The 11,738-nt window shown below is 71.8% G+C and carries 13 protein-coding genes; 10 read left to right on the top strand and 3 right to left on the bottom strand.

What is annotated here, in order from left to right; translation table 11 throughout:
• Nucleotides 1-29: 29 nt before the first annotated feature.
• On the top strand, nt 30-1,415 hold the full coding sequence (locus tag ABD161_RS00510) for a glycine--tRNA ligase (protein ID WP_343998674.1): 1,386 nt from the start codon (nt 30-32) through the stop codon (nt 1,413-1,415).
• A gap of 28 nt (nt 1,416-1,443) precedes the next feature.
• Here the strand turns inward: ABD161_RS00510 and ABD161_RS00505 are convergent, their stop codons facing one another.
• The 3 genes from ABD161_RS00505 to ABD161_RS00495 all read right to left on the bottom strand — a co-directional run bounded on the left by ABD161_RS00505 (nt 1,444) and on the right by ABD161_RS00495 (nt 3,884).
• On the bottom strand, nt 1,444-1,866 hold the full coding sequence (locus ABD161_RS00505) for a DUF1801 domain-containing protein (protein ID WP_343998672.1): 423 nt from the start codon (nt 1,864-1,866) through the stop codon (nt 1,444-1,446).
• A gap of 1 nt (nt 1,867) precedes the next feature.
• Nucleotides 1,868-2,449, bottom strand: coding sequence for an HhH-GPD-type base excision DNA repair protein (locus ABD161_RS00500; protein WP_343998670.1), 582 nt, complete (start codon nt 2,447-2,449; stop codon nt 1,868-1,870).
• A 151-nt stretch (nt 2,450-2,600) separates the two neighbouring features.
• Entirely contained in the window at nt 2,601-3,884 is a 1,284-nt protein-coding gene (locus ABD161_RS00495) for a glutamyl-tRNA reductase (protein WP_343998668.1), read from the bottom strand.
• Nucleotides 3,885-4,016: 132 nt separating this feature from the next.
• On the opposite strand from ABD161_RS00495, the gene hemE reads away from it, so the two are divergent.
• From hemE to hemB, 9 genes are all read left to right on the top strand, one after another.
• Nucleotides 4,017-5,051, top strand: coding sequence for a uroporphyrinogen decarboxylase (gene hemE, locus ABD161_RS00490; RefSeq protein ID WP_343998666.1), 1,035 nt, complete (start codon nt 4,017-4,019; stop codon nt 5,049-5,051).
• 1 nt (nt 5,052) lies between these two features.
• Nucleotides 5,053-6,498, top strand: coding sequence for a protoporphyrinogen oxidase (hemG, locus tag ABD161_RS00485; protein ID WP_343998664.1), 1,446 nt, complete (start codon nt 5,053-5,055; stop codon nt 6,496-6,498).
• Nucleotides 6,499-6,740: 242 nt separating this feature from the next.
• Nucleotides 6,741-7,094, top strand: a complete 354-nt coding sequence (locus ABD161_RS00480) for a hypothetical protein (RefSeq protein WP_135114670.1) — start codon at nt 6,741-6,743, stop codon at nt 7,092-7,094.
• 38 nt (nt 7,095-7,132) lie between these two features.
• Nucleotides 7,133-7,525: a phage holin family protein gene (locus tag ABD161_RS00475; RefSeq protein ID WP_233441170.1), complete on the top strand. Its 393-nt coding sequence runs from the start codon at nt 7,133-7,135 to the stop codon at nt 7,523-7,525.
• Complete coding sequence (locus ABD161_RS00470; protein WP_343998660.1) at nt 7,515-7,802, top strand: hypothetical protein; 288 nt, start codon at nt 7,515-7,517, stop codon at nt 7,800-7,802. The genes ABD161_RS00475 and ABD161_RS00470 overlap by 11 nt, the downstream gene beginning before the upstream one ends.
• 128 nt (nt 7,803-7,930) lie before the next feature.
• Entirely contained in the window at nt 7,931-8,638 is a 708-nt protein-coding gene (gene hemQ / locus ABD161_RS00465; protein ID WP_343998658.1) for a hydrogen peroxide-dependent heme synthase, read from the top strand.
• Entirely contained in the window at nt 8,635-9,660 is a 1,026-nt protein-coding gene (gene hemC / locus ABD161_RS00460) for a hydroxymethylbilane synthase (RefSeq protein WP_343998656.1), read from the top strand. The genes hemQ and hemC overlap by 4 nt, the downstream gene beginning before the upstream one ends.
• Nucleotides 9,657-10,559, top strand: coding sequence for a uroporphyrinogen-III synthase (locus ABD161_RS00455; protein ID WP_343998653.1), 903 nt, complete (start codon nt 9,657-9,659; stop codon nt 10,557-10,559). The genes hemC and ABD161_RS00455 overlap by 4 nt, the downstream gene beginning before the upstream one ends.
• Nucleotides 10,559-11,542 carry a porphobilinogen synthase gene (gene hemB, locus ABD161_RS00450; protein WP_343998651.1) on the top strand — a complete coding sequence of 328 codons (984 nt, stop codon included), beginning with the start codon at nt 10,559-10,561 and terminating at the stop codon, nt 11,540-11,542. Before ABD161_RS00455 ends, hemB begins: the two co-directional genes overlap by 1 nt.
• Nucleotides 11,543-11,738 lie beyond the last annotated feature (196 nt).

The raw sequence follows: 11,738 nt of genomic DNA, 5'->3' as shown, positions 1-11,738 counted from the left end.
CCCGATCCTTCCCGACCATTGGAGCCACCGTGGCCGAGCCCTCCCGCCTCGACAAGGTCATCAGCCTCGCCCGCCACCGCGGGTTCGTCTTCCAGGCGGGAGAGATCTACGGCGGCTCGCGGTCGGCCTGGGACTACGGCCCCCTCGGCACCGAGCTGAAGGAGAACATCCGCCGCCAGTGGTGGCAGACGTTCGTGCGCGGCCGCGGCGACATGGTCGGCCTCGACTCGTCGATCATCCTTCCCACCAAGGTGTGGGAGGCGTCCGGTCACGTCGCCACGTTCACCGACCCGCTCGTCGAGTGCCTGAACTGCCACAAGCGCCACCGCGAGGATCACCTCATCGAGGCGTTCGCGGAGAAGAAGGGCCGCCAGCCCGAGAACGGCATGGCCGACATCGCCTGCCCCGACTGCGGCACGCGCGGTCAGTGGACCGAGCCGAAGTCGTTCTCGGGTCTCGTGAAGACCTACCTCGGCGTCGTCGACGACGAGTCGGGCCTCTACTACCTGCGCCCGGAGACGGCCCAGGGCATCTTCGTGAACTTCGCGAACGTGCTCACCGCGTCGCGCAAGAAGCCGCCGTTCGGCGTCGGCCAGGTCGGCAAGGCGTTCCGCAACGAGATCACCCCCGGCAACTTCATCTTCCGCACGCGCGAGTTCGAGCAGATGGAGATCGAGTTCTTCGTGCCGCCGGCGGATGCCGCCGAGTGGTTCGATCACTGGGTCGACGCGTGCTGGAACTGGTTCCTCGACCTGGGCATCGACCCGTCACACATGCGCAAGCTCGACATCCCGGATGGCGAGCGCGCCCACTACTCCGACCGCACGATCGACGTCGAGTACGACTTCGGCTTCCCCGGCAAGGGCTGGGGCGAGCTGATGGGCATCGCCAACCGCACCGACTTCGACCTGACGAACCACATCAAGGCCTCGGGCAGCAAGCTCGAGTACTTCGACCAGGCCTCGGGCGAGAAGTACGTGCCGTTCGTGATCGAGCCGTCGTTCGGTCTGACCCGCTCGATGATGGCATTCCTGATCGACGCCTACACCGAGGAGGAGGTGCCGAACGCGAAGGGCGGCACCGACACCCGCACGGTGCTGAAGCTCGACCCGCGCCTCGCGCCGGTGAAGGTCGCCGTGCTGCCGCTGTCGCGCAACGAGCGCCTCTCGCCGCTCGCGCGCGAGGTGGCCGACGACCTCCGCGGCACGTGGAACGTCGACTTCGACGACGCCGGCGCCATCGGCCGTCGCTACCGCCGCCAGGACGAGATCGGCACACCGCTGTGCGTGACGATCGACTTCGACTCGCTCGACGACCGCGCCGTGACGGTGCGCGACCGCGACACCATGGGCCAGGAGCGCGTGCCGCTCGAGAACCTGCGCGCCTACCTCAGCGAGCGCCTGCGCGGGGCCTGAGCCGGGGGATCCCGCAGGACGGGGCGGATCAGCCGGTAACGGTGATCCGCACGCCCTCGGCTCCGCCCGCCTCGGTGCGGGCGAGGCAGCGCGTGAGGATGGCGCGCAGCACGTCCAGATCGACCGCGTCGAGCTTCTTGAGGTAGAGACAGCCGCGTCCCGTGGTGTGCGGGCCGAGGCGCGCGAGCTCGTCCGGGTAGGCGCCCGTGTCGTCGAGGTAGATCGTCGTGGCGGTCTTGCGCGGGGAGAACGCGAGCACGGGCATGTCGCCCTCGGTGCCGGTCGGGTAGACGTAGTGGCACGCGCCGAAGCCGATGATCGTCCCCCACAGCACGGGATCGCGGCCGCTGACCTCGCGCATCAGCTCGATCAGCTCCTGCGCGTCCGTGCGCCGGCGCTCGGGCGTCACGCCGAGCAGGAAGGCGCCGAGGTCACCGCCCGTCGGCTGCATCTCAAGCCTTCGCGGCGGCCTTCGCCGCCCGCTTGTACTCGCGCACCTTCGCGAGGGTCTCGGGGCTGGTGATGTCGGCGACGGAGCGGAACGAGCCCTCCTCGCCGTAGGCGCCCGCGGCCTCGCGCCATCCTGCCCCGGCGAAGCCGTACTGCTTGCCGAGCAGCGCGAGGAAGATCCGCGCCTTCTGGTCGCCGAAGCCGGGAAGGGCCTTCAGGCGCTTCAGCACCTCCTTGCCATCCGGATCGCCGGTGCCGTTCGAAGGACGTGTCCAGATCGCGGCGGCGTCGCCGCCCCACTCGTCGACGATCGTCTGGCAGAGCGTCCGCACCCGGTCCGCCATCGATCCGGGGAACCGGTGAACGGCCGGCGTCTGCCGGAAGACCTCGATGAACGCGTCGGGGTCGTAGGCCGCGATCTCGCGCGAGTCGACGGATCCGATCCGCTGCCGGATCTTCTCGGGACCCGTGAACGCCGTCTCCATCGCGATCTGCTGATCCAGCAGCATCCCGATGAGCAGGGCGAGGGGGTTGTCTGTCAGCAGCGCGTCGGCGTCGGCGTCGCCGGTGATCGTGAGGGCCATGAATCCATTGTCCGTCGGATCTCCGCCCGTCGACATCACACGCCGATCCGCGAGCGCGCACGGGGACAGGGAGAGTGCATCCGCGCGGATGTGTCCTCGCGTGATGGATGGGCTCCCGGCACGGGTGCGTGTCGGAGGGAGCTGAAGCGGATCAGCCCAGCGCGGCCGCGCCCGTGACGGGGCAGGCGGCAGCGGGCTCGGCGGCGGCGTCGGCCGGCTGCGCGGCGGCCTCCGCGGCCTCGACCGCGGGGCGCACGTCCACGCCGAACAGCGTCTCGATCGCGGCGAACACCTCATCGGCCCGGCCCTGGCGCGCGTACTCGGCGGCCCGCACGGTGGGGGTGTGAAGCAGCGTGCCGACGAGGTGGCGCAGTGCCGCCTCGGCCTCGGGGCGCCGGCCGATCTCGGCCTCGAGCAGGCCGAACACGTGCTGGCGCAGGGCGACGATCGCCGGCTGGGCGCTGCGGCCGCGGCGTCCGTCGGTGAAGCGCGCGGCGGCATCCTTCACCATCTGGCGGGCGGCATCGGTCGCCTGCAGCTCCTCGAGCGGCGCGTGAAGGCGGATCGTCTCGAGGTCGAGCAGCGTCACTCCCGGAAGCTCGCCGACGGCGGGGTCGACGTTGCGGGGGAGGCCCAGGTCGATCACGAACAGCGGCTTGTCGAGCCCGGCGACGGTCGCGGGGGTCACGACCGGCTCCTCGCTTGTCGTGCACGTGATGATGATGTCGCTGCGGATGGCGGTCTCGACGAGGGTCGCCTTGGTCGTGTGCGCGATCCCGTACTTCTCGCCGAACTTCGCCCCGCGGCCGGAGGCGGAGAACACGGTGATGTCGGTGACGCCGCGCTCGCGCAGGGCGGCGATCGTGGCCGCCGCGTACATGCCGGTTCCCATCAGCAGCACGCGCTGGGTGGTCCAGTCGGCGAGGCGGCTGTCGGTCAGCTCGAGAGCGAGGCGGACGAGCGAGCGGCCCGCGCGGCCGAGGGCCGTCGCGTTCTTGATCGCCTTCTGCGTCTCGGTGGCGCGCTGGAACATCCGCTCCAGGTCGCTCGTCGTCGTGCCGAGCTGGCGCGCGTCGGTGAGCGCGCGGCGCACCTGGCCGCCGATCTCGCCCTCGCCGATCACGACCGACTCCAGGCCCGCGGCGACCGCGAAGAGGTGCTCGGCCGCCTTGCCGTCGGTCTTGACCGCGTAGGAACCGGCGAACTCCTCGGGGCTCAGTCCGGAGGCGGAGCGCATCGCGTCGGCGATCACCAGGGCGGTGTCGTCGCTGTCGGTCTCGACGTACGCCTCGATGCGGTTGCACGTCGAGAGCACGACGACGCCGTCGACCGAGGGGGCGATGAGCGGCGCGATCTTGTCGGCACCGGGCGCGGACAGCTGCTCGAGCACGTCGAAGGGCGCAGTCTTATGACTCGCGGTGACACACAGCAGCACGATCCGATTCTACGCCGCGTCGAAACCGTGGGCTGAGTCCCGGCTGGGCGGCCGCCCCGGATGGTTCGACGTCGAGGGACCGCGCGATGGACGGCCAGGGGATCCTGAAGGTGAACGCGGCAAGATGGGGGAATGCCCTCTGCCGACGCGCCCCTGCTCCGCGCACTTCGTGGTGACCGTCCCGAGACCGCTCCGATCTGGTTCATGCGGCAGGCCGGTCGTTCGCTTCCCGAGTACCGCGAGCTGCGGGTCGGGACGCGGATGCTCGACGCGTGCCTGACGCCCGACCTCGCCGCCGAGATCACGCTGCAGCCGGTGCGCCGTCACGGCGTCGACGCCGGCATCTTCTTCAGCGACATCGTCGTCCCCCTGCGCCTCGCGGGCATCGAGGTCGAGATCGAGCCGGGCCGCGGCCCGGTGTTCGCGTCTCCCATCCGCACGGCCGACAACGTCGCGCGGATCACCGCGATCGACCCGGCGGAGGTCGCCGCGGCCGCGGATCCCGTGCGCGAGGCGGTGCGCCTCACGGTCGCCGAGCTGGACACGACCGGGACGCCGCTGATCGGCTTCGCCGGGGCGCCGTTCACCCTCGCGGCGTACCTCGTCGAGGGCGGCCCCTCGAAGGAGCACCTCCGCGCCCGGGCGATGATGCAGGCGGATCCCGAATCGTGGCATCGCCTCGCCGGCTGGCTCTCCGGCGTCTCGCGCGCGTTCCTTCAAGCGCAGATCGAGGCGGGCGCCGCCGCGGTGCAGCTGTTCGACTCGTGGGCGGGCTCGCTGGATCCGGATGTCTTCCGCCGCTTCGTCGCCCCGCATTCGAAGGCCGCGGTGCAGGATCTGCCCGTCCCGGTCATCCACTTCGGCGTCGGCACCGGTCCGTTCCTCGGCGACATGCGGCTCGACGGGGTCGCCTCGGCCGTCGGCGTCGACTGGCGCCTGCCGCTCGACGAGGCCGCGGCGATCATCGGCCCCGACACGACGCTGCAGGGGAACATCGACCCCGCGCTGCTCGGCGCCCCGTGGGAGGTGCTCGAGCAGCACGTGCGCGGCGTCGTCGAACGCGGCCGCGCGGCGCGCGCCCACGTCGTCAACCTCGGCCACGGCGTGCCGCCCGAGACCGACCCGACCGTCCTGACGCGCGTCGTCGAGCTCGTCCACTCGCTCTGAGATGACCGCCGACGTCGGGAGTCTGTTCGAGCACGCGCACGCAACCCGCGTCGCGGTGATCGGTGGTGGGATCGCGGGGCTCGTCGCCGCGCGGGAGTTCGCCAAGGTCGGGATGACCGTGACGCTGCTCGAGGCGACCGATCGGCTCGGCGGCGCCATCCGCTCCGGCGAAGTCGACGGCATCGCGCTCGACCTCGGCGCCGAGAGCTTCGCCACCCGCGGCGGGCACGTGCGGCGCCTCATCGACGAGCTGGGTCTCGGCGACGCGGTCGTCGAACCGAACCGCGCCGGCGCGTGGGTTGCCGGACTTCCGGGCGGCAAGGCGGCGCCGCTGCCGAAGGGCGGCATCCTGGGCATCCCGGCGAACCCGTTCGCGGAGGACGTCCGCCGGGTGATCGGCTGGGGTGGCGCGTGGCGCGCGTACCTCGACCGGCTGCGTCCGCCGCTGACGATCGGCCACGAGCGCAGCCTGGGCCGCCTCGTGCGCTCGCGCCTCGGTTCAGCGGTGCTCGACCGGCTCGTGGCCCCCGTGACCAGCGGCGTCTACTCGGCGCGGCCCGACGACATCGACCCCGACATCGCTGCCCCGGGCCTGAACGCCGCCCTCACCCGGGCCGGGTCGCTGACGGGCGCGGTGGCCGAGCTCACGGCCGCCCGTTCCGGGGAGGGCAAGGCGCCGGGAGCCGCGGTCCAGGGCCTCGACGGCGGCATCGGCCGGCTCGTCGACGCGCTCGCCGCGTCGCTGCGCGAGCAGGGCGTCGACATCCGGACCGAAACTCCGGTCGCGTCGCTCGACCGAGCGGGAGGCGGATGGCGCATCCTCCTCGGCGACGAGACGGTCGAGGCGGATGTCGTGATCGTGGCGACCGAGGAGTCGGCGGCCCGCACGCTTCTCGCCCCGCATGTGGCCGGGCTCGCGGCCGGGCCGCCCACCCCGGGTCCGGTGGTGCACGTCGTCACGCTCGTGCTCGACGCCCCCGAGCTCGCGGCCGCGCCGCGCGGCACCGGCGTGCTCACCGTGCCCGGCGCCTTCCGCGCGAAGGCCCTCACCCACGCGAGCGCCAAGTGGAGCTGGATCGCCGAGCGGGCCGGCTCGCGGCGCGAGGTCGTCCGGGTGTCGTTCGGCGCGCAGGGCGAGGCGCCCGTGACCGACGGGATGAGCGACGACGAGATCGCCGCGCTGGCGGTGGAGGAGGCGTCCGCGCTGCTCGGCGTGCCGCTCAAGCGCGCGCAGCTGCGCGGATTCGCGATCGCGCGCTTCGCGCAGTCGCAGCCCGCGGCGACGATCGGGCTGCGCGAGGCGACCGAGCGCACCCGCGACGTGATCCGATCCGTCCCCTCCCTCGGTGCCGCGGGCGCCTGGCTCGCGGGGACCGGGCTCGCCCAGGTCGTTCCCGATGCCCTCGAGGAGGCGGATCGCGTGCGCCGGGGCGCGCTGTTCGGCTGAGTGCGCGCCAGGAGATCGTGCGAACCGAGGATGATCCGGTCGCGGATCTCCGCATCTCGCGGGATCCTCCGCGTTTCGCGGCGCCCGAACCGCGTGCGCGACGCGCCCTTAGCGGGTGACCCTGCCGACCGCAACCGGATGCCGAGATCGGAATACAGGGCTACTCTCGAACACGAACGCAGCACTCGCAGATCCATTGGCGGGCTCGCGCGCAGCGCGGCCCTACGACGTGAGGAGAACCCATGCGGGGGAAATTGGGACTCGTGATCGGCCTCGGTGCGGGCTACGTGCTCGGCACTCGTGCGGGCCGTGAGCGCTACGAGCAGATCAAGACCCAGGCGCTCAAGGTCTGGAACATGGACCCGGTGCAGGAGCAGGTCGGCAAGGCGAAGAAGCTCGCGACGTCCAGCGCCATGGCGCTGCCGCGCGCCGCGTGGAACGGCGCCGTCGGCGTCGCCAAGGCCGTGAACAAGCAGGGCACTCCCGGCAGCAAGCTCGACGCCGCACTGGACGCGACGAAGGACGCGGCCGACGACGTCAAGAAGGCCGCCGACACGGACGGCACCGACGTCAAGAAGGTGGCTGGCACGAAATGAGCATCCAGTCGCCTCGGCGCGACGGTCGGGGCTCGCCCGTGCGGGACCGCGCAGACGACGGACTCTTCACCCTCGTCGGCGACGTGCCGCAGCTGGTCAAGAACCTGATCGTCGCCGAGTTCAACGCCATCAAGGGCTGGCTCGTCAAGACCGCCACCGACGCCGGCATCGGCACCGGGATGATGTTCGTCGGCCTGTTCTTCATTGCGTGGGTCGTGCCGCTCTTCCTGACGTTCCTCGTCGCCCTGCTCTCGCTGTGGCTGCCCGTCTGGGCGTCGGCGCTCATCGTGATGGGCGTCGGAGTGGTGCTCGCCATCGTCGCCGGGTTCATCGGCCTCGCCTTCTACAAGAAGATCGGCAAGCGGGAGAGTCCCTTCTCGGCCGCGAAGACGGACATCCAGATCGTGAAGGAGGCCGCCAGTGAGTACTGACGCCGTGCGCTACACGAGCCAGACGCCTCGCACCGTCGTGCCCAGCGGGATCACGGATCCCGTCGAGCGCGCCCGTGCGGAGCTCTCGGCCGCGCTCGCCGCGATCGAGCACAAGGCGAACCTTCCGGCCCGTGCCTCCGAGAAGCTCGAGGCCGGCGCCGTCAAGGCCCGCGCCTTCGCCGACCGCGAGCCGGGGCTCGCGGTCGCCGCGGCCGTCGGCGTCGCCGTCGCGGTCGGCGCCGCGATCTGGGGCATCGCGCGCCTGATCGCCCGCTGATCCACCGCGGCGGCAGAACCCGAGCCGGAGGCCCGCTCGTTCGACGAGCGAGCCCGAGGCAGGGAAGTGAGACCCCGTCGTGACCTGCCGCGTTTTGCCTCCGCCGAGGCGAGGGGGAGGATGGATCCATGGCTGACCCGCATCACGCTCCCTCCGCCACGCCCGCCGAGCCCGAGGTCGGCGGCGACAGCTACAGCCTCTGGGCCGTGTGGCGCCGCAACCCCGCGCAGCCCGTGGGCCCGGCCGACGCGATCGAGCTCGAGGACATCGTCACGTACCTCGCCGAGGGCGGTGTGACGGTGCGCGGCTTCTACGACGTCAGCGGGCTGCGTGCCGACGCCGACCTGATGGTGTGGATCCACGGCCCCGTGCCGGAGGACCTGCAGCGCGCCGTGCGTCGCCTGCGCCGCACCGACCTGCTCTCTCCGCTGCTGCCGACCTGGAACGCGATGGCGGTTCACCGCGACGCCGAGTTCAACAAGCGCCACGTGCCGGGTTACATGCGCGGCATCCCCGCCAAGGGGTGGCTCACCGTCTACCCGTTCGTGCGCAGCTACGAGTGGTACCTGCTGCCAGAGGAGGAGCGCAGCGCGATGCTGCGCGATCACGGCATGAAGGGCGCCGCCTTCCGCGGCGTCACGGCCAACACCATGGCCTCCTTCGCCCTCGGCGACTACGAGTGGATGCTTCCCATGGAGGCGGATGAGCTCACCGACCTCGTCGACATGATGCGCGAGCTGCGTTACACCGAGGCGCGCCGTCATGTGCGCGAGGAGGTGCCGTTCTTCACCGGCCGACGCGTCGAGATCGCCGAGATCGCCGAGATCCTGCAGTGACCGGCGTCACGGCCGGCGCGCCGATCCGCCTCGGCACACGACGCAGCGCCCTCGCGATGACCCAGTCGGGTCACGTGGCGCGCGCGCTCGAGGAGGTCTCGGGTCGTCCGGTCGAGCTCGTGCAGATCGTGTCCGAGGGCGACACGAACCGCGGCTCGCTGTCGCAGCTCGGCGGCACGGGAGTGTTCGCCACTCGGCTGCGCGAGGCGCTGGCGGCGGGGGAGTGCGACCTGCTCGTCCACTCGCTGAAGGATCTGCCGACAGCCCAGCCGGAGGAACTCGAGATCGCGGCGACGCCCGTGCGCGCCGACGCGCGCGACGTCATCCTGACCCGCGACGGGACGCCGCTCGAGCAGCTCCCCGCGGGATCGGTCATCGGCACCGGATCGCCGCGACGCATCGCGCAGGTGCTGCGGGCGAACCCCGGGCTGCGCATCCACGATCTGCGCGGAAACGTCGACTCGCGGATGCAGCGCGTCGTCGACGGGGAGCTCTCGGCGATCGTCCTCGCCGCGGCCGGGCTCGATCGGCTCGGGCCGGAGACGCCGCTTCACTACGAGCAGCGCGACCTCGGCGCCTGGCCGACGGCCGCCGGCCAGGGCGCTCTCGCGGTCGAGACGCGCGCGGATGCGGATCCCGAGCTCCTCGCCGCCATCCGCCGGCTCGACGACCCCGCGACTCGCTTCGCGGTGACCGTGGAGCGCACGGTGCTGGGCGGGATCGAGGCCGGATGCCACGCGCCGGTGGGCGTCCACGCCCGCTTCGAGGGCGACCGGCTTCACGTGCAGGCCGAAGTGTACGGCCCGGACGGCCAGCACGTCGTGAACGTCGCGCTCACCGAGACCGTGTCGTTCGACACGCCGGGTCGGGGGTATATTCATCGACAGGGCAGCGGCAACGGTGCGGATGCTGCCGATGGCGTGGATCAGATCGACCACGCGCGCGATATCGGAGACGGTATCGCTCGTCGGCTGCTCGAACGTGGGGCGGCCGACCTCGTACCCCGAGAGTCCCCCTCATGAACACAGCTTCCACTCATCGCCCGGAGAAGCCCTTGACCGGCTGGCGCGTCCTCGTGCCGCGCGGCGGTCCCTGGGGCGACGGCGTCGCGGCCACCCTCCGCTCGCAGGGCGCGGTCCCCGTGATCGCCCCGCTCATCAACTTCGCCCCGACCGATGACTCCGCGACGCTCGAGGCGGCCCTCGCCGACCTCGCCGCCGGCCGGTTCGACTGGCTCACGGTCACGAGCGCGACGACCGTCGACGTCCTCTACGCGTACGACGCGAAGATCCCCGACGAGACGAAGATCGCCGCCGTCGGCGAGACGACCGCCGCCGCGCTCAGCGCGGTCGGCTACCGCGTCGACCTGGTTCCCGAGAGCGACAACTCGGCCGCGGGAATGGCCCGCCAGATGAACGGCCTCGAGCCCGAGCCGCGGCGCATCCTGACGCTCCGCAGCGAGATCGCGAAGCCCGTGCTCACCGAGATGCTCATCGCCGCCGGGCACGACGTCCGCAGCGTCGTCGCCTACCGCACCGTGGGTGTGCCCGCCAAGGAGAACGTCGTGCGCGACGTTGTGACGGGCAGGATCAACGCCATCCTCGTCACGTCCGGTTCGGTCGCCGAACAGGTGCGCGAGCAGTTCCCGCACATCGCCGACAGCACGGTCATCGCCGCCATCGGCCCGCGCACCGCGCACGATGCAGACCTCATCGGGCTGCCGATCCACGTGATCGCGCCCGAGCAGACGATCGACTCGCTCATCCAGGCGCTCGAGGCGATCCCGGTGCCCGAGCTGACCGCGCAGGCGCTGGCCATCCCGGCGACGGGGCCCGTGGCGACCGGCACGATCCGCGTGGATCCCTCGCCGACCGGCCTCATCGAGACCGTCACGGAGGAGCCGCAGGAGACTCCCCGATGATGAGTTTCCCCACCCACCGCCCGCGCCGGCTTCGTCAGTCGCCCGCGGTGCGGCGGCTGGTGCGCGAGACCCATCTCGTGCCGTCGCAGCTCGTGCTTCCCGCGTTCGTGCGCGAGGGCCTGACCGAGCCCGCGGAGATCTCGTCGATGCCCGGTGTGCAGCAGCACACGCTCGACTCGCTGCGTCGTGCCGCCGCCGACGCCGCGGCGGCCGGGGTGGGCGGGATCATGCTGTTCGGCGTGCCCGCGACGCGGGATGCGACCGGATCCGGTGCCGACGACCCGCGGGGAATCCTGAACGTCGCGACCGAGGCGGTCGTCGCCGAGGTCGGCGACGCGCTCGTCGTGCAGACCGACCTGTGCCTCGACGAGTTCACCGACCACGGTCACTGCGGCGTGCTCACCGCCGACGGATCGGTCGACAACGACGCGACGCTCGAGCGGTACGCCGCCATGGGCCTCGCGCAGGCGCGGGCCGGATCGGCGCTGCTCGGCCTGTCGGGGATGATGGACGGCCAGGTCGCCGCCGTGCGCGAGGCGCTCGACGACGAGGGCTTCACCGACACGCTGATCCTCGCGTACTCGGCGAAGTACGCCGGGGCGTTCTACGGCCCCTTCCGCGAGGCCGTCGACTCGCAGCTGAAGGGCGACCGCCGCACCTACCAGCTCGACCCCGGCAACGGCCGCGAGGGAGTGAAGGAGGCCCTCCTCGACGTCGAGGAGGGCGCCGACATCGTCATGGTCAAGCCGGCGATGCCGTATCTGGATGTGCTCGCCGACGTGCGCGCGTCCGTGGACGTGCCGGTGTGGGCCTACCAGGTCTCGGGCGAGTACTCGATGGTCGAGGCAGCCAGCGCGAACGGCTGGATCGACCGCCGCGGCGCGATCCTCGAGTCGCTGCTCGGCATCCGCCGAGCGGGCGCGGACGCCATCCTCACCTACTGGGCCGCCGAGGCCGCGGGGTGGCTGCGGGAAGAGCTCTAGGACCCGCCGGTCGTTGAGCGACCGAGCGCCAGCGAGGGAGCCGAAACGGCTGAAGCATCCGCGCGCGTGACCCCGAGTTGCCGCTTCGTTCCGGCATCTTGGGGACACGGCGGAGGGTGTGTCCCCGAGTTGTCGCTTGATACCGCGACTTCGGGGACACAACGCGGGTGTGTCCCCGAGTTGCCGCTTCGTTCCG

Source organism: Microbacterium paludicola (assembly GCF_039529675.1).
GTDB classification, from domain to species: domain Bacteria; phylum Actinomycetota; class Actinomycetes; order Actinomycetales; family Microbacteriaceae; genus Microbacterium; species Microbacterium paludicola.
Note: the sequence above shows the minus strand (reverse complement) of the source record. Positions and strands in the feature narration are given on the sequence as shown.